The sequence below is a fragment of the Lysinibacillus irui genome, assembly GCF_028877475.1.
GTDB classification, from domain to species: Bacteria; Bacillota; Bacilli; order Bacillales_A; family Planococcaceae; genus Lysinibacillus; species Lysinibacillus irui.
Genome location: NZ_CP113527.1, coordinates 409,797 through 436,046, shown reverse-complemented (window position 1 = coordinate 436,046; position 26,250 = coordinate 409,797). Strand labels below are relative to the sequence as shown.

Genomic DNA, 26,250 nt, shown 5'->3' with positions numbered 1-26,250 from the left:
ATGTCCTGTAGCATACATTCTCTACAGGGCATGCTATTTTTCGATTTTTCTTGGTAGCTCTAAACCTTGCTCTAGCGGATAAAATTGTATATGTCCTGTTTCTTCATCCAATCTACGAATATGCTGAACGCCTTGAATCTCAGCCAGTACAATGTCCGCTGTAATAACGGGATTTCTACCTTTCAGAAAGTGTCCCCCTGATACTACACCCCATTGATCACTCATCGAACCATGGAAATGTGTTTCATATCCTCCATCTCGTTTACAGACAACACCAGATCCTTGAATAAATTCGAGTGGTCCCTCTTTTTCAATGACTTCACTAAAACGGACTTTAATGTGCGATGTTTCATCAGGTACTAAATAAACAAAGCTACTTTTTTGGAAGCTCCCAATACAACTTACAATTGTAGCAGACTCTATATGATTCTCCTCACAGAGCGCCTCAATTCCTTCCATGATGTCTGTTCCCATTAGAATACGAGCACTAATAACCTTGCCAAATGAACCAATTCCATAATTTACTCTTACAGACATTGTTCTCCCTCTTTCATAACAAAAAATTATAATAATATAAAAAATTTTAAAAATATTTATTGACTTACTATACCCCATAAATTATATTAGTTCTATCGGAATTACAAAAAAATATTATAAATCTCTTATCAAGAGTAGCTGAGGGACTGGCCCTATGAAGCTCGGCAACCTCCTTTTTAAAAGGAAGGTGCTAAATCCTGCAAACGAATTTCGTTTGATAGATAAGAGAGGACATCTTTTTCATGAGCCTCTCTTAGTTTGTAAGAGAGTTTTTTTATTTTCAAAAAACCGATAAAAACATTTTGGAGGTCATTTTCATGAAAAAGAAAAATAAATTTTTAGTAGGTTTAGCAAGTCTTACATTAGTAGCAGCTCTAGCCGGTTGTGGCTCTAAAGAAGATAGTAAAGGTCAAGCTGAGGCAATCGATGAAAATAAAATCGTCGTTGGTGTCACTTCTGGCCCACACGAGCAAATTGCAGAAGTAGCAGCTAAAGTAGCAAAAGAAAAAGGCTTAGAAGTTGAGCTAAAGTCGTTTTCTGATTATGTTTTACCAAATACATCGTTAGCTGAAGGCGATCTCGATGCAAACAGCTACCAACATGAGCCTTTCTTGGACACATTTAATAAAGATCACGATACAGATTTAGTACCAGTAGGCAAAACTATTTTAAATCCAATGGGTATTTACTCTGAAAAATATAAATCATTTGATGATATTCCTGATGGTGCCACATTTGGCTTACCGAACGACCCAACAAATGGGGCCCGTGCCCTCTTTGTTTTACAAGAAGCTGGCTATATTAAGCTAAAGGATGGTGCAGACTTAACAGCCTCTATCCGTGACGTTGAAGAAAATAAAAAGAATTTACAGTTCATTGAACTAGAGGCGGCTCAAATTCCTAAACAGCTTAGTGAAGTAGATGTAGCAGCCATTAATACAAACTTCGCACTAGAAGCCGGCATTAATCCTAAAGAAGACTCTATTCTATTAGAATCTACTGACTCACCATACGTGAATTACATTGTAGTACGTGCTGAAAATGAAAACGACCCAACCATTAAAAAGTTTGTTGAGGCTTACCAATCTGAGGAAGTACGTCAATTCATTGAAGAAGAATTCAAAGGTTCTGTGATTCCTAGCTGGTAATATGCTTCTATTAGCAGAAGAATCTGCTGTATTCCTCATGAGAAAACGAGCAGATTCTCACTTTTAGAAGGACGAGAAAGGAGCAATATCGTATGATTCAATTACAAAATATATCGAAAGAATTTAAGACGAAAAAAGGGATCATTAAAGCTGTGGATGGAATCAATCTTCATGTGAAAAAGGGACAAATTCATGGGGTTATCGGCTATAGTGGTGCTGGTAAAAGTACACTTATTCGATGTGTCAATTTACTGGAACGTCCTACTTCGGGAAAAGTACTGATAGACAATGTGGACATTACAGCCCTTTCGCTAAATGAATTACGTCAAACACGACAAAAAATAGGAATGATTTTCCAACATTTTAATCTATTAAAAACTGCAACAGTTTACAACAATATTGCTGTGCCTTTAAAACTACTAGGCTATAACGACAAGGAAGTAAAAAACCGTGTAGCAAAATACGCCGAAATTGTAGGATTAACAGAGAAACTGGATAGCTATCCTAATCAACTTTCTGGTGGGCAAAAGCAACGAGTTGCTATTGCACGTGCCTTAGCACAAGAGCCAGAGATTTTACTTAGTGACGAGGCAACAAGTGCACTCGATCCTGAAACGACCGAGGCCATCCTTGAATTGTTGTTAAAAATTAACCGCGAGTTAGGCATTACGATCCTACTCATCACACATGAAATGAATGTCATTCAGAAAATATGTGATGAGGTATCTGTTCTCGAATCAGGTAAGGTCGTGGAGTTTGGTACTGCTATTGAGCTTTTTGCAAAACCGAAGCACCTTACTACTAGAAAGTTTTTAAATACAATTTCTCAGCGTAATTTATCCCCTTCACTCATTGAGCAGTTAAACGTTTCTGGAAGTGTCATTCGTTTAACATTCCTTGGTGATAGTACGGGTAAGCCATTACTAGCAGAAGTCACGAAGGTGTACGATGTGCAACCGAATATTTTAACAGCTAATATTATTGAATTAAAAAACGGCATTGTTGGGAATATCGTGGTGCATTTACATGGAGAAACCCATATCGTCCAAAAGGCCCTAACCTATTTTACAGAAAATGGTGTTGCGGTAGAAGAATTAGGAGGCGAATTCAATGAGTAGTATTCAAAGCTTCTTTTCAGATTGGTCAGATGTCATTGGAAAATCAATTATCGAAACATTCCAAATGGTCGGAATTTCGCTACTCTTCTCCATTCTAATTGGTATTCCCTTAGGGCTATTAATCGTTTTAACACGACCAGGTCAATCCTTTGAAAATAAAATTATCTATCAGCTTTTTAATCTCATCATCAATATTATTCGTTCTGTTCCATTTATCATTTTATTATTCTTCATCTTACCATTTACCAAATTAATTGTTGGTACAACGATTGGTGTTAAAGGTGTTATAGTCCCACTAGTTGTTTATACAGCTCCTTATATTGCACGCTTAATGGAATCTGCTCTTTTAGAGGTGGATTCAGGTGTGGTAGAAGCTTATACAGCAATGGGCATAAAACGTCGCCATATTATTTGGCATGTCCTATTACGTGAAGCACGCCCATCGATTATTTTAGGCTTAACGATTGCCACAATTGGCTTAATTGGCGCTACGGCAATGGCTGGAATGGTGGGGGCAGGGGGATTAGGTGACCTTGCCTACCGTTATGGTCATTTACGCTATGAGGTTGATGTTATGTATGCCACTGTCTTTATCTTAATCATCCTTGTTCAAAGCATACAATCCATCGGCAACCGCTTTGCTGCGAAATTAAAGAAAGACTAGGAGAATGACGATGACAACTGAAATTTACGTAGAAAAAAACGGCTATATCGCAACGTTAGTGTTAAATCGCCCTGATAAACGTAATTCTTTATCGAGGGCGATGTTTAAGGCCATAGTAGACCAGCTTGAGCAGTTACGTACAGATCCTTCTATTAAGCTATTAATTGTTCGCGGTATCAATGAAGTTGCCTTTTCATCAGGTGCAGATATTAGTGAGTTTTTAGATATTCGTTATGCTGCTGACAATGCCAAAGCCTATAACGATATAGCTTTAAAAGCCATTGATGCCCTTTATAAATTTCCGCACCCTACCATTGCAATGATTCAGGGCTTAGCGATTGGCGGTGGCTTAGAGTTAGCAAACGCATGTGATTTTAGATTGGCCACACCGAATAGTAAGCTTGGTATTACGGCAGCCAATATTGGTATTGTCTATAATCTTGAAAGCACTAAACGCTTAATCAATATTGTGGGTGTCGCCAAGGCAAAGGAAATTTTATATACAGCCAACATATTTACAGCGGAAGAAGGAAAAAGCATTGGTTTAATCACAGCCTTACATGAGCCAGAGGATATTGAAAATGCCACATTGCATTTTGCAGAGCATCTATTAAGTAAATCATCCGTTGCAAATGCAGGCATTAAAAAAATCATTCAGGCGATTGTAGATGGTGAAAACGAAGAGAACGAAGAACTGGCCCAAACCGTTCTTAATTCATTTAGTTCAGACGATTATAACGAAGGCATTCAAGCCTTTTTACACAAAAGAAAGCCTATTTTCAATAAATAAGTGAGGTAGTTACGATGACAAACACGACTGATGGCGATCTACTGTTAAAGAATATTACTGCACAAGCCCCCTTTCCCATTTGCTTTGCTGACCTAGAAAAGGCTGTTGCAGAAAAAATAGCAGCTGGACCCTTCGGCTATATACGTTCAGGTGCTGGGGGTGAACAAACTTTACACAACAATCGTGCAGCGTTTAAAAAATACTCCATTGTACCCCGCTTTTTAAATGATGTCTCTAATGTTGATACGTCGATTCATTTGTTTGGTAAAACCTATCCAACTCCATTGCTTTTTGCTCCAGTTGGCATGAATGGTATGGTTCACGATGAGGGAGAGCTTGCCGTTGTCCGTGCTGCCCAACATTTAAATATTCCATATATTCAAAGTACAGTTTCCACTTATGCGCTTGAGGAAGTTGCCGAAGCTGCTCCAACAGCAACAAAATGGTTCCAATTGTATTGGTCTACAAATGAGGCAATTGCGTATAGTATGGCTGCACGAGCAGAGGCAGCTGGATTTGAAGCAATCGTTTTAACGATTGATACGGTAATGCTTGGCTGGCGAGAAGAAGATGTGCGCAACCAATTTTCACCACTAAAGCTAGGCTATGCAAAAGGAAATTATATGAATGATCCTGTTTTTACTGCCTCATTGCCTGATGATTCATTTGAGTCCTATGTACAGGGGGTTCTGCAAAATGTCTTCCACCCCACACTCAATTGGGAACATGTTCGAGAGTTAAAGCGACGCACTAATCTTCCAATATTATTGAAAGGAATTTTACATGCTGAAGATGCAAGGTTAGCAATCGACAATGGCATCGATGGCATCATTGTTTCCAACCATGGTGGTCGTCAACTAGATGGTGTGATCGGTTCTCTGGATGCCCTTCCTGCTATTGTGGAGACAGTAAATGGACAAATTCCGATTATTTTAGATAGCGGTGTGTACCGTGGTATGGACGCACTAAAAGCACTTGCTTTAGGTGCAGATGCTGTTGCGATTGGACGTCCATTTGTTTATGGACTAGCTCTTAATGGACAACAAGGTGTCGAGAAAGTGATGACCAATCTTTATGATGAGCTAAAGGTTTCCATCGCGTTAGCTGGTGTGACCTCAGTCAAGGGGTTACGTAACATCACATTAGTCAAAATTGATGGGACTGAAGATAAATGAAACAGGCATTAAAGGGAATAAGAGTTGTTGATTTATCCCAAGTATTAGCTGGTCCTTATTGCACAATGGTCCTAGCAGATATGGGCGCGGAAGTAATCAAAATCGAAAAATATCCTAATGGCGACGATACACGTACAATGGGTCCTTTTATTAGTGAAGAAAGCCATATGTATATGATGGTCAATCGCAATAAAAAAGGCGTTTGTATCAATTTAAAAACGGCTGAGGGACTAGCATTATTCAAAGAGCTTATTCAATCTGTAGATGTCCTTGTAGAAAACTATCGACCTGGTGTCACGAAAAAGCTTGGCATTGATTATGACACTTTAAAGAACATCAACCCTGGCCTTATTTATTGCTCCATTTCAGGTTATGGTCAAACAGGTCCTTATAGCCAAAAAGGTGGCTATGACATTATGGCCCAAGGATTAAGTGGCTTAATGCATATGACTGGCGAAGCGGAAGGCCGACCTGTAAAAGTAGGCTTTGCCGTCAATGATATTGCTGCTGCTCAAACAGCATTACAATCGATTTTGATGGCTTATATTTATAAGCTGCGCAGTGGTGAGGGGCAATATATAGATGTCTCTTTAGTAGAGTCCGGACTTGCATGGACTGTTTGGGAGGCGGCTGCTTACTTTGGACAAGGCGTGTTACCCGAACGGACAGGCACTGCTCATCGTGTTTCGGCTCCTTATCAAGGCTTCAAAACACAGGATGACTATATTTTAGTAGGTGCAGGTAATCAAAAGCTGTGGGAGATTTTTGCGACTAAGGTTGTCAACCGACCTGATTGGTTAAACAATCCTCTCTTTGCTACTAACTATTCTCGTGCTCAACATGTGAAAGTACTAGAGAAAGAAATTGAGAGCGAATTAGTGAAGCATAAAGCGACTTACTGGCTAGCACTTTTAGATAAACATGGTGTACCTTCAAGTCCTATCTACTCCTATGATCAAACATTGAATGATCCACATATTTTAGAGCGAGGCATGGTCTTGTCCTATGACCATCCAACTGCAGGACCAATGCGTACATTAGGCTTCCCAGCTAAGTTCTCACAAACACCTGGTCAGCTAACAAGTGCAGCTCCTACTTTAGGACAACATAATGAAGAAATATTACGAGCTTTGAATATTACCGATGAAGACATGCAACAGTTAAGAGCAGCAAAAATTATTGGCTCGAAATAAAGTGATTTCTCATTTTTACCATCTGTCCAGTTAAACTGATAAAAAAAGGCTTCCCCATCTCAGAGGAAGCCTTTTTCTTATTGAATAACGCCTAACTCACGACCAACTTTTTCATATATTGCAATCGCATCATCAAGCATTTCTTTTGTATGTGCAGCTGTTGGCATATTACGAACACGTCCTGTACCTTTAGGAACAGTTGGGAAGACAATTGATTTTGCATAAACGCCCTCTTCGAATAAACGTTTTGAAAACTCCTGTGTCAGCTTTTCATCCCCAATGATACAAGGTGTAATTGGTGTTTCAGACTCACCGATATTAAAGCCAAGCTTCTCTAAACCGGCCTTTAAATAGTTACCATTATCCCAAAGCTTATCGTGAAGCTCAGTGGAATCAATTAGCATTTGTACAGCTGCTGTAATCGCTGCTACATCGCCTGGCGGTAATGCTGTAGAAAATAAAAATGGACGTGAGCGTACTTTTAACCAATCAATTAAATTTTTCTTACCCGCAACATAGCCACCCACAACACCAATGGCTTTTGACAGTGTACCAATTTGGAAGTCGATTTCTTTTTCTAATCCAAAATGCTTCACAGTTCCTTTCCCTTTTCCTGTTACACCTGAACCGTGGGCATCATCGACATACGTAATTAAATCAAATTCCTTAGCAATTTCCACAATTTCAGGTAATTTAGCAATATCACCATCCATTGAGAAGACACCATCTGTAATGACCATAATCTTATTGTATAATCCTGATTCTTTCGCCGCTTTTGCCTTAGCACGTAAATCATCCATATCAGAGTGATTAAACGCGATGATTTTTGCCTTTGATAAGCGACAACCATCGATAATAGATGCATGGTTTAATTGATCAGAAAGAATTGCATCATTTTTATCCATGACAGCTGAAATGGCTGCCATATTACAATTAAAGCCTGATTGATAGGAAATAGCCGCTTCTGTTCCTTTAAATTCAGCAAGCTTTTCTTCTAATTTAACGTGTAGATCAAGTGTCCCGTTGATTGTACGAACAGCACCTGCTCCAACACCGTATTGTTCAATTGTCTCTTTGGCAATACGCTTTAATTCTTCATTAGTTGCTAATCCAAGATAGTTGTTAGAGGATAAGTTAACAAGATTTTTGCCACGAACCTGAATAATTGGGCCATTTGCGCCCTCTACTGGATCAATTTCATTGTATAAGCCTTGTTCATGTAAGGCTTGTAGGTTTTCATCTAAAAATGCATTCAATACTTTTGACAAGCGTATCATCCTTTCCTAGGAAAACTGTTCTAGCTCCTAGTTTAGCACATGCAAGCCATTAGCTAAATTACTTTGTTAATCTTTCGAATAGTGGCGCTGTTCTCTCACGCCATAATGATGCTGATAGACAATTATCAAATAGCCGGCGAACAGTATATTCTGCTTCTGCATACCGCTTTGAATGCCCCATCGCATCCTGTATCGCTTCTTTATATTGGGTACGTACTAAATCAATGGCCGTTTCAGCCTCATCAGAAAGTGCACAATGTTGCCCAATATCAAAGATTTTATCCCCTAATCGACCATCCTCTGGATTAAAGACATGGGGCTCTGTACTATCAAAGATACAAAAATTCAATTCTGGAATAATGACCATATCTACTGATCCTGCATCCAAACCACACCAGACGATTTGTGCATCAAGTCCCCTCGCATTCGCTTCATCAGCTAAGCTCTTCATTAATGAAGATTTACCTGTACCAGGCTTGCCTTTAATCATCAATCTAGTCGTGATGCCCTTTGTAATACTTTCAACTGTATTTTCGGCACCTCTAGGAGTTAATGTTCCAAGTAAACGATGTGTCCTCATGCCTGTTTTATTTAAGACAATGGATTGGAATACCTCTGTCTTTAAATTTTCCACTTGTTCATTCAATGCCTGCCAATTCATACAGCTTTGCGTGACAACCTCCCAATCATCATGAAGCTTGATTGCATGATTTAGCTTTGCAATACATTTATCACGCCATGTTGCTCGCTCCTCCATTGCCGTAGCTAGCTGTTCACCAACCTTTTCAAGCTGCACATCCTCTAAACAATCATAAAAGGATAATACACGATGCTTTGTACCGAGCAGCGTTGGCTCAATGTTCCATTCAGAGGCCCATACAAAAAGTCTATTACAGCCCTTTACATAAACGGCTTCAACAACCTCCTCTAATAAAGCGTGCTTAAACCACTCGACTGCAAAGCCTTGTTTAACATAAAAATAACCTAGCTCTTTTAACAGTTCTGACCCTTTAAAAGTTGGCGCGCCTTGCAAAAAATAAACAAGCTCCGCTTCTTCCATCATCTCTTTATATAAATGTTTCACACCTTGCCCAGTCAATGCGTGTCCAAAATAATATGTTACATTTCCATTCAAATGTCGTTCCTCCTTTAGCTTCTGCCCTGCATTATATGAAAGAACGCTAAAAAAGATGAAAAGCTACTCTTCTCCCTGACAGATAAAAGTAGCTTCTTAATTTAATAGAATGGCTTCATACCCTCTATATTCCCAATACATTTCATTAAAAGCTTACGACAATATGGTAATGAATACTGCACAATATAGCCTGAAGTTAAAGCAATTAATACCGTGCCCACTCCTACCGGCCCACCTAGAAGCCAGCCTACAATTGTCACCAAAACCTCGATACCCATTCTAGCTGTTTTAATGGATCCACCAAACTTTTCAACAAGGATCATCATTAAGGTATCACGTGGACCTGCCCCCATATTTGGCGCAATATACATGCCACAGCCGAAGCTTAAAACAAATAAACCAATGATAAAATATGTAATCTGAAGACTGTAAACATCTGTTGACGGCAATAGCCAGTTAAATACATCAATAAATGAGCCAATTAACAGCATATTTAACCAAGTGCCTATTTTGGGCCATTCGCGCAACACAATAGATGTTGAAGCAACTATAAAAAGTCCTGTTAAAATTGACCATGTCCCAATACTTAGCCCAAAGTTTTGAAATAATCCAACATGCAAGACATCCCAAGGGCTTGTACCAACAATTTTCCCTTTTATGGACATTGTGATGCCAAGTGACATTACAATTAAGCCTCCAATAAAGAATGCCCAACGCCACCCCATTATTTTCCGCATTTCGTCCCCTTCTCTCTATGTATGATATTGCACTACTGTATCATATTTTCTATGAAAATAGAGAGTTCTTGCTTATGCTACAGTATTAATCATACATAAAAATAACTACCCATTTTCTTACGCATGGGTAGTTGTAATTGGAGCAAGCTGCGCCTTTGTAACAGTTATTAAATCCTCTAACTGAACATGGATTTGCATGCCTATTTTCCCTGCACTCACAATAATACTACCTTGCTCTTGTGCGGAATCGTCAATGACTGTTGGGTATAATTTCTTCATTCCTACTGGGGAACATCCACCACGAACATAGCCGGTATAGCCAAGTAAATCTTTTACTGCGAGCATTTCGATTTTCTTTTCCCCAACTACCTTTGCAGCAGCTTTTAAATCCAGCTCTTCAGCCACTGGAATGACAAATACAAAAAGCTTTTGTGCGCTTGCCTTTGCTACTAGTGTTTTAAACACACGAGCAACAGGCTGACCAATTTTCTCAGCAACAGAGACACCATCAACCTGACCGTCTCCAATTTCATATTCAATCACATCGAAATGGATTTTTTGTTGTTCTAATAATCGAATTGCGTTTGTTTTCGCATGCTTTGCCTTTGCCATGTCAATAATCTCCTATCTACAGCATCAGGCTATCAAAGAGAACATATGATCCTTATCTGGACGATAGCCATTTTTCGTCATTTGAACGTGAGCTACATATTTTTCTGAGGCCTGTTTGAATGTTCTCAACTTAAATGCAATCTCATAGTTCTTACCGAAAATTGTATCTGCAAATGGGTCCAAATTCAATTCCTTGGAGAAACGTTCAGGAACCTTTACCTCAATCATGTCACGTACAAAAGATGGCTCACCTTCTTCTATTATGTCATCTGCAGAATGCGAATTATTTAACATTTGCTGTATTTGTGCGTTGACACTTTGTACCACACGTAAATCTTGCGGTGAAGGCTCTGTTGGTGCTAATGCTGCATGTCGTACCTGTTCTAAAATTTGTAATGTGTCATTTTGCTCTAGATTGGATACAGCAGAAGAATCAATGTTATCAGTAGTCCCTGCTTTATAGGCATGCTCATGTGCACGTACATAAGCTTCGGTTTGTTGTAGATCTTCCATTATTGCTTGCTGTTGAGGCGTTACTTCTTTTGCCTTTTCTTGTTGTTGCTCATATAAGTCTTGATCTGTACGCCCTAAAAGTAAATTTTCAAGCTCCAGCAATAATGGATTTTTCTTTGGCTGAAAATACATGGCATTTTTTCGATAGGCGTCTCCAGCCTCTTTTCGTTGCAAGATCTTTTTACGATTATATTGCGATGAAACTCTGTCTTGCTCCATAGAATTCAATATTTTCATAGTTTTCACCTCGCCCTTCTATTTACATATGCCAATAAGATACTAGATATGAACATATCTTCTAACACTATATCTATACCATCTGAACAGTTTCTGTACACTCATTATCGGAATTTTCATTATTAAATTCAAGTAGAAATGACTACTAACCACCTAAAGAGATATTAATTATTTTTTTCATTAGGTATAAAGACCTTCATTCATTGACAATTTTCATTTCTATTTCAGTAAAGTTTTCAACAATATAAAAAACAGCCCTTAAAAAAAGACTGTTTTTCTCACTTTTTTGGTCTAATCAATATGCCCTTATAAGCTAAATAACCAAACCATGCACCAATTGTATTCAAAATTAAATCATCAATATCAGCAGAGCCAACCGTAAAAATAAATTGTATGGTTTCTACTGATAGACTTGCGAAAAAGCCCAAACAAATAATGACCCATGCTTTACGAAATTTCTTCGATAATAATGGCAATAAAAAGCCCATTGGAGTAAAAATTAATAAGTTACCAAGAAGATTTACGATTATGATATCCCAATTAAAATATTGAGAATAGTTTATATAGCGGAGAATCGTTTCAAAGGGAACAAAATTCGTAGTTAATCGCCAGCTACTATAATCAAACAAGCCTAAATCACCTATAGAATAATCACCCTTAAATAAAACAACTACGACATTTACTAAGCGATCAATGACTAACTTATAAAAAGCTATAAATGAATAAATACTAAATAAAATCCAACCCGTGACCTTTAATGGCAAATAATATGTATCAATGACATTTCGATATGGTAATGGGAGCTTCGCATTACCCTGAACATCCGTTATGTTGTTTTTAGACAAGCTTAACACCCACTTCCCTTTATTCCTTTTCATATTTTAATATGCTACTCTACACCATGCAAGTAGCTGAAAAAATTAACATTGAAAAAGCTGCCCCTAATAGCGGAGACAGCCCTTCAATTAAGTATATGGTTATACTGGATTTACCCCATGCTTACGCTGTGAGAATAATAAGTATTTTGACATATAAAGCTCTAAGCGATTTTCTAGTACTTTGCGTAAATCATTCGGCTCAATTACATCATCGATAATGAGCTCTGATGCTAAACGATACACATCTATTTCCTCTTGGTACTCTTTACGCTTTTCGGCAATAAAGCTTGCTTGCTCTTCTTTCGGAAGCTCTGCGATTTTATTAGCATAAACAGCATTGACCGCTGCTTCTGGCCCCATTACGGCAATTTGCGCATTAGATAATGCAATACAGCAATCTGGTTCAAATGCTGGACCTGCCATTGCGTATAAACCTGCCCCATATGCTTTACGAACAATGACCGTTAGCTTAGGAACAGTTGCTTCACTCATAGCAAAAATCATTTTTGCACCATGACGGATAATTCCTGCTTTCTCTACCTGTGTACCTATCATGAAGCCAGGAACGTCTGCTAGGAATAACAGGGGAATATTAAATGCGTCACAAAGTGAGATGAATTTTGCTGCTTTATCAGCCGAGTCATGGAATAGCACGCCTCCCTTAACGCGAGGTTGGTTAGCGATTATGCCTACTGATTGCCCATTAATTCGTGCAAGACCTGTAATTAGTTCAGGTGCAAATAATTTCTTTACCTCACAAAACGAATCTTCATCGATAATTCGATCAATTAATTTATACATATCGAAAGGAACATTTTGATTTTCAGGGATTAATTCCTCAATAGATTTATCAAATGAAGCAGGTGGTTTAGGTGTCTCTACTTTGCTTCGTTCTGCGTAGTTATTAGGGAAATAGCCTAAGTATTTACGAGCATAAGCAATAGCCTCTTGTTCTGTTTTGACAAGCACATCTCCACAGCCTGAGACTGAACAGTGCATTTTTGCGCCACCCATTGTTTCTAAATCTACTTTCTCACCAATCACCATTTCAGCCATTCGAGGAGAGCCTAAATACATTGAAGCATTGCCTTCCACCATGACAACGATATCACAAAATGCAGGAATATAAGCACCACCTGCTGCAGAAGGTCCAAACAGTAAGCAAATTTGCGGAACTTTTCCTGACAGCTTTACTTGGTTGTAGAAAATGCGACCCGCACCTCTACGTCCTGGGAACATTTCTAACTGATCTGTAATACGTGCACCTGCTGAATCAACTAAATATAATAATGGACAATTTAGCTTTTCAGCAGTTTCTTGAATACGAATCATTTTTTCAACTGTGCGTTTTCCCCAAGAGCCAGCTTTAATAGTAGAATCATTGGCTAACACACAAACTGTGCGTCCATGTATTTTACCAATACCAGTAACAACACCATCTGCCGGCAAATCTCCCGCCAAACAGTTTGCATAAAGTCCATCTTCTGATTGAAGACCATCGTCTAGTAATAGTTCAAGACGTTCACGTACAAATAGCTTGCCTTGTTGTGCATTTTTATCATGATATTTTGGTAAACCACCTGTTAAAATTTTGTCTTTCATTGTAGGTGGTGTATTTTCAGTCGAGATATTGCTCATGTTTATTCCTCCCTTTGCCCAATCAATTACACCGAAATATTTTAGTGCTTTATTTCCCTGAATATTGTGGTGTTCGCTTTTCTTGGAAAGCCAGCAAGCCCTCTAATCGGTCTTCTGTTGGTATCAATGCAATATATGCAAGTGATTCAATTTTTAATCCGGTAGCTAAATCTACCTCAACACCCTGATTGATCGCGACTTTAGCTTGCACTAAAGAAAGTGGTGCATTTTTAGCCATTTCCAGCGCAAGCTGTTGTGCCTTTTCCATTACCTCATGTCCTTCATAAACATGCTCAACAATACCGTAATTTTTAGCTTCTTCAGCATTCAGCCTACGTGCTGTATAAATCAATTCCTTCGCTTTACCTAGGCCAATTAAACGTGGAAGCCGTTGTGTTCCACCAGCACCTGGAATAATTCCGAGAGAGGTTTCAGTTAGACCTAGCTGGACATGTGTAGCGGCAATACGTAAATCACAAGCTAATGCCAACTCTAGACCACCTCCAAAAGCTACGCCATTAAGCACTGCTATGACAGGCTGTGCAAGTGTCTCAACTTTTGCCACCGTCGACCCAATTAGTTGCACGATTTGCTTTACTTGGCGATCAGACATCCCTTTGCGCTCTTTTAGATCAGCGCCTGCGCAAAATGCCTTTTCCCCTTCACCTGTCAGTAAAACTACACGCACTGCAGGATCTCCATTCATTTGATCAAGTGTGTCTGACAACTCACGAAGTAACTGAACAGACATTGCATTTGCAGCTTCTGGCCTCGAAAGGGTAATAAGCCCAACACTCCCCTCCAGTAATTCAAAACGAACAAGTTGCGTCATAGTTGATTTGCACTCCTTTCATTACGGACAATGGCCATTTGCTTCGATGCAACAGCTTTTCCTAATTTCTCTTCAATATAGAGTGCTGCCTCTAGCACTTTCTGGCGATCTATTCCTGTTTCAATGCCCATCTCATCGAATAAATACAACAAATCTTCTGTAGCTACATTTCCTGAAGCTCCCTTAGCATATGGACAGCCCCCTAATCCACCAAGTGCACTATCAAACTTTGTAATCCCCATTTCTAAGGATTTCATAATATTAGCTAGTGCCGTGCCTCGTGTATCATGAAAATGCATGGCAAACTTTTCAGGTACATATCTTTTTAGTAATTCCTCTAAAAGATACTCAACCTGTGTTGGTACACCAACACCAATTGTGTCACCAAGTGATATTTCAGCCACGCCTATTTCCAGTAATTTATCCGTTACACGCAGTACCTTGTCTGGATGGATATATCCCTCATAGGGACAACCAATAACTGTTGAGATATAACCTCGAACTTTTTTCTTTGCTGCTTTTGCCCCTATAACGACTTCCTCTAATATTGGAAAGGTCTCTTCTATTGTTTTATTAATATTGCTTTGATTATGGCTCTCACTTGCAGACATGAAAATACTAACTTCATCTACTTCAGCCTGTAATGCACGTTCTAAGCCACGCATATTGGGTACAAGTGCTGCATAGGTAATATCCTTATTCCTTTTGATAGCTCGAAGAACTTCGACTGCATCCGCCAATTGAGGAATCCATTTCGGATGAACAAATGAAGTCACTTCGATGTAACTTAATCCTGTTTGACTTAATAGATTGACTAGTTGTACTTTATCTACCGTGGTAATATGTGTTTTTTCATTTTGCAAACCATCACGGGGACCCACTTCTTTGATCATGACATGCTTAGGTAGCTGCATAAAGAGGCCTCCTCTTATTCAATTTCTAAAATATCATCGTCAACGTTAATGAAATCTCCTTCATTAGCGATAATTTTTGTCACCACGCCATCCTCTTCTGCAGCAATTGGAATTTCCATTTTCATTGATTCTAAAATAGCTACATCTTGACCTGCTGTCACTTTCTCACCTTCTGTTACAACGATTTTCCACACTGTACCTGCCATGCTTGCTTTTACTGTTGCCATTGTCATTCGCTCCTCGTTATTTAGTCATGCATTCGCCCTTTCTAAGAAGCACGAATGCATTGAAATTCTATTTTGTTTCTGCTAATTGTGGTAAATAATATTGCTCTACAAATTTAGTTGTTGTATCGCCTTTTAAAAATTGATTATGTGTCACAGTTTTCAATAGCATTGGAATATTCGTTTGAATACCCTCGACTTTATATGCTTTTAATGCTTGGATTAACCTTTCACAGGCAATTTCTCTCGTTTCTCCCCACACTACTAGCTTACTTATCATTGGATCATAAAATGGTGTTACGGCTGAACCTGCTTCGACACCACATTCATGTCTAATCCCTTCACCTGTTGGTAATTCAAGCGCTGTAATAGTACCTGGCGAAGGGAAAAACGTAGAAGGATTTTCAGCGTATATACGCACCTCAATGGCATGCCCTTCTTTAGTAATACTTTCTCTCGTAAATGTTAGAGCTTGCTTAGCAGCAATTTTTAATTGCTCTTCTACTAGATCAAGCTTGGTAATTTCCTCTGTTACGGGATGCTCTACTTGTAATCTTGTATTCATTTCTAAGAAGTAAAAGTTTTGATTTTCATCTACCAAGTACTCTATTGTTCCAGCATTGACATAGCCAATATGCTTTGCAGCCTTAACTGATGCTTCAAGCATTTTTTCTCTAGTCTCTTGAGAAATAAACGGTGATGGCGCTTCTTCTACAACTTTTTGATTTCTACGTTGAATAGAGCATTCACGTTCAAATAAAGGAACGACATTACCTTGATGATCTGCGATAATTTGCACTTCTACATGATGAGGATTGGCGATAAATCGTTCCATATACATTGTGCCATCACCGAAAAATGACTGAGCACGCTTTTGATTTCCCTCAAAAGCCTTGGCTAGTTCCTCAGCATTGTCAACAAGCTGCATACCGATACCGCCACCTCCAGCCGAGGCCTTTAACATAATTGGATAACCTAAACGCTCGGCGATATTAGTAGCTTCTGCTACATCTTTGACAGGATGTTCAACTCCCTCTACAATAGGCACACCAGCAGCTTTCATCGTTTTACGAGCCTCTAATTTACTGCCCATTGAAGCTATTACATCAGCACTTGGTCCAATAAATACTAAACCTGCCTCTGTGCATCGCTTCGCAAACTCTGCATTTTCTGATAGTAGACCATATCCAGGATGAACGGCCTCTACGCCACTTTCTTTTGCGATTTCAAGAATACGGTCAATATTTAAATAGCTCTGTGCAACAGGTGCTTTTCCAACACAGTAAGCCTCATTTGCATCCTTTACATGCAAACTTTCTGCATCTGCCTCGGAATATATAGCAACCGTATGAATATTTAGGCGCTTACATGTCCTAATCACACGTCTAGCAATCTCCCCACGATTGGCAATTAATATTTTGTTGAACATATCCACTAGCCCCCCTTACTGTACGGTCATCATAAAATCTTCTCGTAATTTATATTTTTGAACTTTTCCAGATGCAGTCATTGGATAGTTATCGATAAAGAAAATATGTTTTGGAATTTTATGTCTAGAGATCTTATCTCGACAAAATTCTCGAATCTCTTCTTCGGTCACTTGCTCCCCTTCTTTCAAAATAATCCAAGCTGCCGCTTCCTCTCCGTAAATAGGATCGGGTACACCAGCAACCTGGACATCTGAAATTTTTGGATGTGTATAAAGAAATTCCTCAATTTCACGAGGATATAAATTTTCTCCTCCGCGAATTATCATATCTTTCAAACGACCTGTCACACGCACATAACCAGCTTCATCCATTGTTGCCAAGTCACCTGTATGCAGCCAGCCTTCCTGATCAATAGCAAGCTCTGTTTCTTCCTGGTTTTTATAGTAGCCCTTCATTACATGGTAGCCTCTTGTACATAACTCGCCTTGTTCATTCCTAGGCGCTTCATCCGTTGTACCTGGAACAACAATTTTCACTTCCAAGTTGGGTAATGCACGGCCAACTGTTTCCACTTTTAACTCTAACGGGTCATCTGTTCTCGTCTGTGTAATAACTGGCGATGATTCTGTTTGACCATAGCAGATTGTAATATCTGTCATACCCATTTTCTCAATAACTGCTTTCATGACCTCTATCGGGCAATTTGAACCTGCCATCACTCCTGTACGTAAGGTCGAAAGATTGAAGGACGCAAAGTTTGGTAGATTAAGCTCGCTAATGAACATCGTTGGTACACCATGTAATGCTGTACATTTTTCTTGTTGAACAGTTCTTAGCACCTCTTCAGGTGAGAATTCCTGCACAGGTACCATCGTTCCCCCACTTGTTGTAATAGCTAAAGTTCCTATAACACAACCGAAACAGTGGAAAAATGGTACTGGAATACATAGACGATCCTCCGCTGTTAAACGCATGCACTCCGCAATATTGACAGCATTGTTAACTAAGTTAAAATGCGTTAACATCACACCTTTAGGAAAGCCTGTTGTACCAGACGTATATTGAATATTAATGACATCATCATAATATAGAGATTGCTCTCTTTGTTCTAACTGTTCCTCAGTCACTTTCTCTGCAGCCTTCAATACATCTGACCAATTTAGTACACCGGGATATTTAGTTTCGCCGATTAAAATAACATTTTTTAATAAAGGCAGTCGCTTTGATTGCAAATTACCTGGTTCACAATGTTCAAGCTCTGGACATAACTCTTGTAGTGTATTAATAAAAGAATGGTCTCGATAATTTTCAATTAAAAAAATCGTTTTGGCATCAGATTGTTTAAGTAAATACTCCAACTCGCTTGCACGATAATTAGTATTGACCGTAACGATGGGCGCACCCATCTTCCCTGTACCAAATTGAAGCTGTACCCACTCCGGAACATTCGTTGTCCACACCGCGATATGGTCACCCTTTTCAATTCCTAAAGCCATTAAACCTCTCGCAACAAGTCGTGCTTGATAATTTAGCTGCTCATAAGTCATACGTAAATCTCTATCAGCGTAAACTAAAGCTTCATTCTGTGGATACTTTTTCGATTGTTCATCTAGCAATTGACCAATTGTTTGATACACCAGTTCTGCCATTAAGATCCCCCTTATATTTATGCTTACTTCTTTCAGCAGAGATCTCCCACCTCTATTGGTGATGAGATAAATGCGGATTCAAGCTACTTTCAGTGGATGTCCAAACATCCACTAAAAGAAGTGAAAGCCTTCGGCGAATGCCGTGGAATCGGAAAGGAGTGCTTTGTGCAAGCACAAAGCCGATTCGGGACAAATTATGCCGAAGCATAATTAAATAGAATTAACAGCCAATTAGACGAGAAATGACGAGTCGTTGAATTTCAGATGTACCTTCACCTATTTCCATTAACTTGATGTCACGTAAATGACGCTCTACATCGTATTCTTTCATATACCCTGAACCACCATGAATTTGAATTGCCTGATTACATGTACGGAAGCCCATTTCAGAAGCAAATAGTTTAGCCATTGCAGCCTCTTTGCCGAATGGTTTCTTTTGATCTTTCAGCCATGCCGCCTTATGTACTAATGTACGAGCAAGCTCTATTTCCATCGCCATATCAGCTAATTTAAATTGGATCGCTTGTAGCTTCGAAATAGGCGCACCAAATTGTTCACGTTCCTTTGCGAACTTTAGTGCCTTCTCATAAGCAGCCTGTGCAATCCCAACAGAAAGAGCAGCAATCGAAATACGTCCACCATCAAGTGTATTTAAAAACTGGCTAAAGCCTCGCTTTTCGTCCCCTAAAAGATTTGCTCTTGGCACACGAACGTTTTGCAACACAATCTCACAAGTATTGGAGCCACGAACACCCATTTTGTCATAATTACAGTTAATCGTTACACCAGGTGTATTTGTTGGCACAATAATAGAAGAAATAATTTTTTTTCCATCTTCACGTTTACCAGTTACCGCAGTTACAATAATTTGTCGAGCGTATCCTGCATTGGTAATCCAACATTTTTCTCCGTTAATAATGTAGTCATCACCATCAATAACAGCTGTGGTGCGCGTGCCACCAGCATCTGAACCTGCATTGGGTTCTGTTAAACCGAATGCTCCTAATGTCTCACCCTTTGCTAAAGGCACTAACCATTCTTGCTTTTGCTCCTCTGTACCGAAGTTGTAAATTGGCGAAGCGCCTAGGCTAACAGCAGCAGCGTAGCTTAAACCTGTTCCCCCACATGCACGACCAATCTCCTCTACAGCTAAAGCATAGGACACCGTATCCCCACCTGAACCACCATATTCTTCAGGAAATGGGATACCCAATAAACCTAGTTCCGCCATCTTCTTAAAGCTCTCTATTCTCATTGTTGATGTCTCATCAACCTCACGAGCATACGGTTTAATCTCTTTCTCAGCAAAATCACGCACCATGTCTCGAATCATTGCTTGCTCTTTTGTTAATTCAAAATTCATCCCTAATCCCCCTAATGTTCAATTTGTCATAGTAGATGTAGCTTAATGACAAGCAAATACCGACTAGTCGGTCTGTAAAAACAAATAATAAAACCAGCGTTTCCTACTGGCTACCCCTTTATCATAAATTGCTTCGCTTCTTCCATTGCTTGTTCCGTTACAATCGCACGTAATACCATATCAGTAAAAACTTCAGTAATTTGCTCCATTGTTAATGGCCCTGATTGCTTAAACCATTTATATGTCCAGTTAATCATCCCAACAATTGCCATTGTGACAATTGTACAAGGTAATTCTGTACGAAAATCTTTTGTTTCTTGACCCTCGGCTATCACTCTTTGTAAAATATCACGATAGTGGTCTCGCTTTTTATGAATCGTGTCACTATATTCATCTGAAAGTGAGCGACTCTCCTCATAAAAAATTGTAATATGTGCTTGATACATATCGAATACTTGTGTCAGCGTTTGTAGCATGGCACATAGACGTTTGATGGGTGTATCATATTTGTCATATGCATCCTGTGATTGTTGAATAACATACGAAATAAAGACATCATGAATTTCATATAACAGTTCATCTTTTGATTTAAAATTATGATAAAACCCACCCTTTGATGCCCCAATGTATTCTACAATGCGATCGACAGTTACATTGTGATAACCATCTTGCTGAAACAATTCAACTGAAGCGTCTACAATTCTTTGTTTTAACGTTTTTTTTACCATAGGCACCTATCATCCTTCATCTAGCTCTATACTCCATCACTCCTTATAATCAGGAAAAAGTATTTAAATCCATAAAGCATTCTGTTTTTTCCTAATTATAAAAATACTATGACAATATAAATATAGCATTCTCAAAAATTGGTGTCTAGCAACAAATAGCTTTTTTCTATAATTTCGAGCATAATTTTTACCTAAAACAGAATTAAAGGATTTCACAAACACAAATCAATTGTATGATGTACATCTTTCTTTCATTACAAAATACAAAAAAATTTCCCTCGCATTAACACAAGGGAAAATTCCTTTTTATACAACTTTCGGTAGTTTACGGAGCCATGAAATAATAACAGCAACAATTAAGGCGAAACCTAAGTAGCCCATTGTTGAATAGACTTTACCAACTAATGTAGTAAATCCTACTAGGCTTGCAGCAAAACCTATCAATCCAATAACTACAATACTAACCTTAAAATATTGATGGTCTGGCGCAATAAATCGAACTGTAAATGAATAGAACATTCCTACCGCAGTATTGTACATCATGCCTAGTAAAGCAATGGACATTAAGACACCTACTATAGGGTGTATTTGTTTTGCTAATTCTAATGTTGGCATTGCTGCTCCATCAACAACATTTATTTTAGCAAACATGGCTATATTGATTAGTACAATTAACACACCAAGCATTAAACCGCCAAGTAGTCCTCCTCTGCCAGCAACTTTGCGGTCTTTACTGTTCCACCCATCACAATTAACATTGCTGCACCAGCAGCGATATTATAGGAAACATAAAGCAACGCTCCCATTAGCCAATTAGACGCTGCAGACGGTTGTGCTTTCGCTAAAGCATTTTGCTCTGCGATGGATATATCCATTGTAAAAATGGAATATATCAAAATAATAAAAATGATACCCATTAAATAAGGGGTCACTAATGCTATTAAATTAATAATATTGTTAACATTTAATAGTAAGGTTAGTATGGTTACAACGACCATAAAAATACTACCAACCACTGGATTGATGCCAAACATTTGATGAAATGTCGATCCTGACCCAGCAAACATAACTACAGCAACACCAAATAAGAAAAACGTGATAACGATATCTAAAATAATGCCTACATATCGCCCTCCAATATGATAGATAACCTCTTTATGTGATGTTGTTTGTAGATCTGTCCCTAATTGTGCTAAACTCATCCCTAAAAATGCGAAGGCAAGTGTAGCAACAATGGCACCTATAATACTGTACAAGCCAAAGCTTGTAAAATACTGCATAATTTCCTGACCCGATGCAAACCCTGCACCAACAATTAAGCCTACAAATGCTCCACCTATCTGCCAACTTTTTTTCATAGCACACCTACTATTCTATTATATGAACTTAAGTCTAATTATTGATATGTTTTCTGTGCGACTGTGAAGGAACTAACCGTCTCCCTATTTATTTCATAACCAATTCCTATTTGCTGTGGTACTTCAATGTAACCATCTTTTACAACTACTTCTGGTTCGATAATATCCTTTTCCCAATATCGATTAGAGCCGGCAGTATCTCCTGGTAATATAAAATTCGACAACGTTGTTAAGGCCACATTGTGCGCACGACCAATACCAGATTCCAACATGCCGCCGCACCATACAGGAATGTTATGGGCCTCACAATAATCATGTATTTTTTTTGCTTCCGTTAGGCCACCAACACGACCAATTTTTATATTTATAATTTTGGTGCTACCTAATTCTACAGCCTTTCGTGCATCTTCTAATGAATGGATACTTTCGTCCAAACAAATTGGTGTTTCGATTAATTTTTGCAATGAAGCATGATCGATAATATCATCTGAAGCAAGTGGTTGCTCAATCATTGTTAAGTTAAATGCATCAAGTTGTTTCAATGTTTCAGCATCTTCTAGACGATAGGCTGAATTGGCATCTGCCATAAAGGCTACATTAGGAAACGTTTCCCTTAATGTACGCATAACCTCTACATCCCAGCCTGGTTTTATTTTGATTTTCATGCGTTTATAGCCTTCCTTAACATAGCCGTCAACTAACGCAACTAACTCCTCGATTGAATTTTGTATTCCAATACTAATACCTACTTCAATTTTTTCCTTTTTACCACCAAGTGCTGTTGCTAGGGATCGGCCAGTTTGCTGCGCATATATATCCCAAATTGCTCCTTCAATCGTCGATTTCGCCATATTGTTTTTACGAATGGGCTCAAATAATTGACTGACTTCATCAGGGTGATGAATCTCTTTATTTAAAATAAGAGGAATGAGGAAGTCTTCAAGCATATGCCAGTTTGTTTGGAGTGTTTCTTCATTGTACCAAGGTGAATGAAAGGCAACTGATTCTCCCCAACCAATTAAGCCTGATTCATCTTTAGCCTCAAGGACTAAAAAGTCCCTCTCATCAAACGTGCCAAAGCTTGTTGTAAACGGTGCTTTTAATTTCATCTTCAGTTGTCGTATTGTGATTTCTGTAATTTTCATTTTAATTTGCCCCTTCCAAATTTAAAGCTGCTTTTTTCACGAAAACATATTCGTTAAAGTATTCTTGTTGCTGCAGTGAAATAGCGGCATACCCTGCTAAAAATAGCTGCTTTAGTATATTTCTTGTTTTGAAACGCCAATCCAATGCTAAGCTAGGATTTTGTGCTTTTAAGGCTTGAAAGTCCTGAGGAACAGGTAGCGTATACATCTCTTCCTTAAATTCCAAATTTTCAGTCATTTCCAAACATAATAAACCCTGCTTTGTAAGTTCACAGCTTGCCACTGGTATTGCATTTGCTACTTCTATTGCAATGTCATTCACCACATAATCTGAAGTTAAATGCCAGCTCACCTCAAATCGATCAGAGGGCAGCCCTTTATTGAAGCCATCCTTCATTTCACCGTAGCAATTTTCTATATAGGTATAACAAATACCCTTTAATTTAGATAGATTAAGATAAGCATTTCGGGTTTCGAGAGGGTCAAATGTCCATACCATTAAATCATAGCCACGATCAATAGCAATAGCTCGCTGTTCATACTTTAACTTTTCTCCTATACCTAGGGATCGGTATTTTTCATCAATCCCTAACATATGAGAGCATAGATAGCTTTTGCCTTCTCGAAAACCCGCAAAACCATAACTAAAACCGACTAATTTATCTTCTTGATAGGCACCTACAACGATGCCCCCATTTTTCACTGCGGTAAGCGTTTGATGGAGAGGAATTGCAGGCATGCCCCACACATCAAACTCTAATTGCTGAACTTGCTCAAGTTGTTCTATTGTTTTGATTTCTCTTATCTCTATCATAGCTATCTCTTCTTTCTATATCTTTATAATGCTCTTAAAATAGCCCTTGTAATAATATTTACACCTATTAAAAGCCGATCTTGATTAAAGGTCATTTGCGGATGGTGTAAGCCCGGAGTAACCCCACAGCCTAATCCAAGCATTGTAGCTTTAAGCTTCGGACGTTCATAGGTATAAAAATGAAAATCCTCCCCTCCTGGTGTAACAACTGGTGGAGCACAAGCCTTTTCCCCAACTACATCAATAATAGCTTCCTTCATATGTTGTAAGGCTTCATCATCCACCAATGCTGCCACTATATGAGCATCGACCTGTAAAAAAATCTTGGCACCATACATCGCTTCAACAGACGCTTTTACACGCTCCACCCCCTCTGTGATTACCTGCATCACATCATTTGTTTGGGCTCGTGCATCAATGCTAAAGCTAGCTTTACCAGGAATAATATTTGTGGAGGTGCCTCCTGCATTAAACTGTGTCATTTTGACAGAGGCAGAGATAGTTGGATCCGTCCAAATTTTTTGAAGACCTTCGACAATCGCTGCTCCAACCTCAATTGCATTAATGCCAAGTTCTGGTCGTGCGCCATGTGCCTCTTCCCCAATAATGGTCCCTGTAAAAAGCTTTGCTGCTCCGTGGTATAATGCTGGCGCATATGACCCATCCTGTAATTCCTTTAATGGTCGAACATGAACACCAAATAAATAATCTAAATCATCTATAATACCTTTTTCGACAAATGCGCGGGCTCCTTGTGCCTTTTCCTCAGCAGGTTGAAATAGAATGCGTACAGCACCTGACAATAAATGCTCCATGTCCTTTAACAGCAATGCAGTTCCAATAGCCATCGTCATATGACCATCGTGTCCACAAGAATGGTTAGCTTGAAAGACACCATTCACCTCCTGCCAAAGTGCATCTATATCAGTGCGAAACCCTACTCTAGGTGTTCCTTTACCAATATCAACATAAAGTCCTGTCATATCTTCAAAAAGCTGCGGCTCCATCTGGGCCTCTCTCAATAAATTTGCTATATAGTGCGTTGTATTGTGTTCTTGCCAACTCACTTCCGGATGTTCATGTAAATGTTTAAAAATATCTGCCAGACGTGGCTGTAACTTTTGTAATACTTGATTCATAGTAGTCAACTCCATCGGTTTGCTAAAAAGCTATTTTGGAAATCATCATATTTTACGCGTTGATTTTCATAATAGTCATGATCTTGTGCAGTCATCCCAGCTATTAGAGTATTTAAAAATGCTATGAGTGCTGGCATAGCATCTATTGTGGACACTTCTTGTTGTTGTTCGTTCACAAAGGTAATGGTTGCATATTGTGTAATAGGTGCAATTTGAGAATCAGTAATGCCAATAATCTCACATTTTTTTTCTTGTAATTCAGCTGCAAATTGGATCGGTTCTTTAAAATAACGGTGGAACGATAAAATAATTACTACACTATCCTCATCAATCTCTTGGATAGCACGTATGACCTCACTTGTCTCAAAATTTAACAGTACAACATTTGGTCTCAAAAGATTTAATGTAAAATGAAGCCATTGTGCAGCTAAATGGGAGGAGCCATTCCCTGCAATATATATTTTTTTCTTCTCATGGAGCAATACTGAAGCTCGATTAAAATCTTCCTCATGAATATTTTTAGCCATATTTAAAATGCGAGATGCATCTTTTTCCATAGTCTTTACATAAAAACGTGGATTTTCAAAAAGAGCTTGCTTAGATTGCAAATAATTTTGCAAACTACTTGCATTTCCTTCATTAAATAAATGCATTGTCACTTGACGTTGCAATTGTGCATAACCAGATAAGCCTAACGCATAACAAAAGCGGATAACTGTCGTTTCACTTACTCCAGCCTTTTCCCCTACATATGAAGCGGAGTGAACTCCAACTGTCTGTAAATTTTTTAAGATGAATGTAGCTACCTTTTGTTGACTTTTGGACAACTCTTGATATTTCTCTTGAATCATTTGCTGAATTGTTTGGTTCCCCATAAAAGAAGCGCATCCTTTTTTTATTTATATTTTGAAGCCTTCACTTCATTTTTATGTACACTAGCCTAACATACATATTTTCTGAATTCAATATTTTTTCTGAAATTTTAGTTTTATCATCTCAATT

Annotated in this window: 25 protein-coding genes, 1 pseudogene and 1 riboswitch; of the genes and pseudogenes, 6 read left to right on the top strand and 20 right to left on the bottom strand. The window is 38.7% G+C overall.

The features are described 5' to 3' along the window. Nucleotides 1-33: 33 nt before the first annotated feature. Nucleotides 34-537: a PPC domain-containing DNA-binding protein gene (locus OU989_RS02135; RefSeq protein WP_274795473.1), complete on the bottom strand. Its 504-nt coding sequence runs from the start codon at nucleotides 535-537 to the stop codon at nucleotides 34-36. 122 nt (nucleotides 538-659) lie between these two features. Then, a riboswitch (SAM riboswitch) is annotated at nucleotides 660-765 on the top strand. An 89-nt stretch (nucleotides 766-854) separates the two neighbouring features. On the opposite strand from OU989_RS02135, the gene OU989_RS02130 reads away from it, so the two are divergent. The 6 genes from OU989_RS02130 (at nucleotide 855) to OU989_RS02105 (ending at nucleotide 6,625) form a co-directional block, all read left to right on the top strand. Next, nucleotides 855-1,685 carry a MetQ/NlpA family ABC transporter substrate-binding protein gene (locus OU989_RS02130; RefSeq protein WP_274795472.1) on the top strand — a complete coding sequence of 277 codons (831 nt, stop codon included), beginning with the start codon at nucleotides 855-857 and terminating at the stop codon, nucleotides 1,683-1,685. 92 nt (nucleotides 1,686-1,777) lie between these two features. Further along, nucleotides 1,778-2,803, top strand: a complete 1,026-nt coding sequence (locus OU989_RS02125) for a methionine ABC transporter ATP-binding protein (protein WP_274795471.1) — start codon at nucleotides 1,778-1,780, stop codon at nucleotides 2,801-2,803. Continuing rightward, nucleotides 2,796-3,467: a methionine ABC transporter permease gene (locus OU989_RS02120; RefSeq protein WP_274795470.1), complete on the top strand. Its 672-nt coding sequence runs from the start codon at nucleotides 2,796-2,798 to the stop codon at nucleotides 3,465-3,467. Before OU989_RS02125 ends, OU989_RS02120 begins: the two co-directional genes overlap by 8 nt. Before the next feature lie 10 nt (nucleotides 3,468-3,477). Further along, nucleotides 3,478-4,257, top strand: a complete 780-nt coding sequence (locus OU989_RS02115) for an enoyl-CoA hydratase/isomerase family protein (RefSeq protein ID WP_274795469.1) — start codon at nucleotides 3,478-3,480, stop codon at nucleotides 4,255-4,257. 14 nt (nucleotides 4,258-4,271) lie between these two features. Next, a complete protein-coding gene (locus OU989_RS02110) occupies nucleotides 4,272-5,432 on the top strand; it encodes an alpha-hydroxy acid oxidase (protein WP_274795468.1) in 1,161 nt (386 codons plus the stop codon). Next, nucleotides 5,429-6,625, top strand: a complete 1,197-nt coding sequence (locus tag OU989_RS02105; RefSeq protein WP_274795467.1) for a CaiB/BaiF CoA transferase family protein — start codon at nucleotides 5,429-5,431, stop codon at nucleotides 6,623-6,625. The genes OU989_RS02110 and OU989_RS02105 overlap by 4 nt, the downstream gene beginning before the upstream one ends. 77 nt (nucleotides 6,626-6,702) lie before the next feature. Here OU989_RS02105 and OU989_RS02100 read toward each other — a convergent pair whose 3' ends face one another. The 19 genes and pseudogenes from OU989_RS02100 to OU989_RS02010 form a co-directional block, all read right to left on the bottom strand. After that, a complete protein-coding gene (locus tag OU989_RS02100) occupies nucleotides 6,703-7,902 on the bottom strand; it encodes a glycine C-acetyltransferase (protein WP_274795466.1) in 1,200 nt (399 codons plus the stop codon). A 58-nt stretch (nucleotides 7,903-7,960) separates the two neighbouring features. Beyond that, nucleotides 7,961-9,037, bottom strand: a complete 1,077-nt coding sequence (locus OU989_RS02095) for a nucleotide kinase (protein WP_274795465.1) — start codon at nucleotides 9,035-9,037, stop codon at nucleotides 7,961-7,963. Nucleotides 9,038-9,138: 101 nt separating this feature from the next. Further along, nucleotides 9,139-9,774 (bottom strand): YczE/YyaS/YitT family protein, encoded by a 636-nt coding sequence (locus tag OU989_RS02090; protein ID WP_274795464.1) that lies wholly within the window; start codon nucleotides 9,772-9,774, stop codon nucleotides 9,139-9,141. A 117-nt stretch (nucleotides 9,775-9,891) separates the two neighbouring features. Continuing rightward, nucleotides 9,892-10,386, bottom strand: coding sequence for a Cys-tRNA(Pro) deacylase (gene ybaK, locus OU989_RS02085; protein ID WP_274795463.1), 495 nt, complete (start codon nucleotides 10,384-10,386; stop codon nucleotides 9,892-9,894). A 24-nt stretch (nucleotides 10,387-10,410) separates the two neighbouring features. Continuing rightward, on the bottom strand, nucleotides 10,411-11,136 hold the full coding sequence (locus OU989_RS02080; protein ID WP_274795462.1) for a hypothetical protein: 726 nt from the start codon (nucleotides 11,134-11,136) through the stop codon (nucleotides 10,411-10,413). A gap of 278 nt (nucleotides 11,137-11,414) precedes the next feature. Continuing rightward, entirely contained in the window at nucleotides 11,415-11,990 is a 576-nt protein-coding gene (locus OU989_RS02075; protein ID WP_274797259.1) for a VanZ family protein, read from the bottom strand. A gap of 123 nt (nucleotides 11,991-12,113) precedes the next feature. Continuing rightward, nucleotides 12,114-13,652, bottom strand: coding sequence for an acyl-CoA carboxylase subunit beta (locus OU989_RS02070; RefSeq protein WP_274795461.1), 1,539 nt, complete (start codon nucleotides 13,650-13,652; stop codon nucleotides 12,114-12,116). Nucleotides 13,653-13,701: 49 nt separating this feature from the next. Further along, a complete protein-coding gene (locus OU989_RS02065) occupies nucleotides 13,702-14,484 on the bottom strand; it encodes an enoyl-CoA hydratase (RefSeq protein WP_274795460.1) in 783 nt (260 codons plus the stop codon). After that, nucleotides 14,481-15,398, bottom strand: coding sequence for a hydroxymethylglutaryl-CoA lyase (locus OU989_RS02060; RefSeq protein ID WP_274795459.1), 918 nt, complete (start codon nucleotides 15,396-15,398; stop codon nucleotides 14,481-14,483). Before OU989_RS02060 ends, OU989_RS02065 begins: the two co-directional genes overlap by 4 nt. A gap of 14 nt (nucleotides 15,399-15,412) precedes the next feature. Continuing rightward, nucleotides 15,413-15,625, bottom strand: a complete 213-nt coding sequence (locus tag OU989_RS02055; RefSeq protein ID WP_004225532.1) for an acetyl-CoA carboxylase biotin carboxyl carrier protein subunit — start codon at nucleotides 15,623-15,625, stop codon at nucleotides 15,413-15,415. Nucleotides 15,626-15,692: 67 nt separating this feature from the next. Further along, nucleotides 15,693-17,051 (bottom strand): acetyl-CoA carboxylase biotin carboxylase subunit, encoded by a 1,359-nt coding sequence (locus tag OU989_RS02050; RefSeq protein ID WP_274795458.1) that lies wholly within the window; start codon nucleotides 17,049-17,051, stop codon nucleotides 15,693-15,695. A 15-nt stretch (nucleotides 17,052-17,066) separates the two neighbouring features. Next, nucleotides 17,067-18,701, bottom strand: coding sequence for an AMP-binding protein (locus tag OU989_RS02045; RefSeq protein WP_274795457.1), 1,635 nt, complete (start codon nucleotides 18,699-18,701; stop codon nucleotides 17,067-17,069). A 220-nt stretch (nucleotides 18,702-18,921) separates the two neighbouring features. Continuing rightward, complete coding sequence (locus OU989_RS02040; RefSeq protein ID WP_274795456.1) at nucleotides 18,922-20,064, bottom strand: acyl-CoA dehydrogenase; 1,143 nt, start codon at nucleotides 20,062-20,064, stop codon at nucleotides 18,922-18,924. A gap of 110 nt (nucleotides 20,065-20,174) precedes the next feature. Next, the gene (locus tag OU989_RS02035) at nucleotides 20,175-20,792 is read right to left on the bottom strand and encodes a TetR/AcrR family transcriptional regulator (RefSeq protein WP_274795455.1); all 618 of its coding nucleotides are present in this window, start codon (nucleotides 20,790-20,792) and stop codon (nucleotides 20,175-20,177) included. Between the two features lie 306 nt (nucleotides 20,793-21,098). Next, nucleotides 21,099-22,150 (bottom strand): annotated as a pseudogene (locus tag OU989_RS02030) (YkvI family membrane protein). A gap of 38 nt (nucleotides 22,151-22,188) precedes the next feature. Beyond that, nucleotides 22,189-23,295 carry an o-succinylbenzoate synthase gene (menC, locus tag OU989_RS02025; protein WP_274795454.1) on the bottom strand — a complete coding sequence of 369 codons (1,107 nt, stop codon included), beginning with the start codon at nucleotides 23,293-23,295 and terminating at the stop codon, nucleotides 22,189-22,191. Nucleotide 23,296: 1 nt separating this feature from the next. Then, nucleotides 23,297-24,109, bottom strand: a complete 813-nt coding sequence (locus tag OU989_RS02020) for a GNAT family N-acetyltransferase (RefSeq protein ID WP_274795453.1) — start codon at nucleotides 24,107-24,109, stop codon at nucleotides 23,297-23,299. A 23-nt stretch (nucleotides 24,110-24,132) separates the two neighbouring features. Beyond that, nucleotides 24,133-25,248 carry a M20 peptidase aminoacylase family protein gene (locus OU989_RS02015; protein WP_274795452.1) on the bottom strand — a complete coding sequence of 372 codons (1,116 nt, stop codon included), beginning with the start codon at nucleotides 25,246-25,248 and terminating at the stop codon, nucleotides 24,133-24,135. Nucleotides 25,249-25,253: 5 nt separating this feature from the next. Continuing rightward, nucleotides 25,254-26,123: a MurR/RpiR family transcriptional regulator gene (locus tag OU989_RS02010; RefSeq protein ID WP_274795451.1), complete on the bottom strand. Its 870-nt coding sequence runs from the start codon at nucleotides 26,121-26,123 to the stop codon at nucleotides 25,254-25,256. Nucleotides 26,124-26,250: the final 127 nt, after the last annotated feature.

Bases quoted from the DNA above. Each gene is read 5' to 3' on its own strand.
- OU989_RS02130 (WP_274795472.1), top strand. From the start codon at position 855: ATGAAAAAGAAAAATAAATTTTTAGTAGGTTTAGCAAGTCTTACATTA.
- OU989_RS02045 (WP_274795457.1), bottom strand. From the start codon at position 18,701: ATGGCAGAACTGGTGTATCAAACAATTGGTCAATTGCTAGATGAACAA.
- OU989_RS02135 (WP_274795473.1), bottom strand. From the start codon at position 537: ATGTCTGTAAGAGTAAATTATGGAATTGGTTCATTTGGCAAGGTTATT.
- OU989_RS02125 (WP_274795471.1), top strand. From the start codon at position 1,778: ATGATTCAATTACAAAATATATCGAAAGAATTTAAGACGAAAAAAGGG.
- ybaK (WP_274795463.1), bottom strand. From the start codon at position 10,386: ATGGCAAAGGCAAAGCATGCGAAAACAAACGCAATTCGATTATTAGAA.
- OU989_RS02120 (WP_274795470.1), top strand. From the start codon at position 2,796: ATGAGTAGTATTCAAAGCTTCTTTTCAGATTGGTCAGATGTCATTGGA.
- OU989_RS02035 (WP_274795455.1), bottom strand. From the start codon at position 20,792: ATGGTAAAAAAAACGTTAAAACAAAGAATTGTAGACGCTTCAGTTGAA.
- OU989_RS02070 (WP_274795461.1), bottom strand. From the start codon at position 13,652: ATGAGCAATATCTCGACTGAAAATACACCACCTACAATGAAAGACAAA.
- OU989_RS02060 (WP_274795459.1), bottom strand. From the start codon at position 15,398: ATGCAGCTACCTAAGCATGTCATGATCAAAGAAGTGGGTCCCCGTGAT.
- OU989_RS02055 (WP_004225532.1), bottom strand. From the start codon at position 15,625: ATGGCAACAGTAAAAGCAAGCATGGCAGGTACAGTGTGGAAAATCGTT.
- OU989_RS02110 (WP_274795468.1), top strand. From the start codon at position 4,272: ATGACAAACACGACTGATGGCGATCTACTGTTAAAGAATATTACTGCA.
- OU989_RS02065 (WP_274795460.1), bottom strand. From the start codon at position 14,484: ATGACGCAACTTGTTCGTTTTGAATTACTGGAGGGGAGTGTTGGGCTT.
- OU989_RS02010 (WP_274795451.1), bottom strand. From the start codon at position 26,123: ATGGGGAACCAAACAATTCAGCAAATGATTCAAGAGAAATATCAAGAG.
- OU989_RS02050 (WP_274795458.1), bottom strand. From the start codon at position 17,051: ATGTTCAACAAAATATTAATTGCCAATCGTGGGGAGATTGCTAGACGT.
- OU989_RS02115 (WP_274795469.1), top strand. From the start codon at position 3,478: ATGACAACTGAAATTTACGTAGAAAAAAACGGCTATATCGCAACGTTA.
- OU989_RS02015 (WP_274795452.1), bottom strand. From the start codon at position 25,248: ATGAATCAAGTATTACAAAAGTTACAGCCACGTCTGGCAGATATTTTT.
- OU989_RS02020 (WP_274795453.1), bottom strand. From the start codon at position 24,109: ATGATAGAGATAAGAGAAATCAAAACAATAGAACAACTTGAGCAAGTT.
- menC (WP_274795454.1), bottom strand. From the start codon at position 23,295: ATGAAAATTACAGAAATCACAATACGACAACTGAAGATGAAATTAAAA.
- OU989_RS02080 (WP_274795462.1), bottom strand. From the start codon at position 11,136: ATGAAAATATTGAATTCTATGGAGCAAGACAGAGTTTCATCGCAATAT.
- OU989_RS02040 (WP_274795456.1), bottom strand. From the start codon at position 20,064: ATGAATTTTGAATTAACAAAAGAGCAAGCAATGATTCGAGACATGGTG.
- OU989_RS02100 (WP_274795466.1), bottom strand. From the start codon at position 7,902: ATGATACGCTTGTCAAAAGTATTGAATGCATTTTTAGATGAAAACCTA.
- OU989_RS02090 (WP_274795464.1), bottom strand. From the start codon at position 9,774: ATGCGGAAAATAATGGGGTGGCGTTGGGCATTCTTTATTGGAGGCTTA.
- OU989_RS02105 (WP_274795467.1), top strand. From the start codon at position 5,429: ATGAAACAGGCATTAAAGGGAATAAGAGTTGTTGATTTATCCCAAGTA.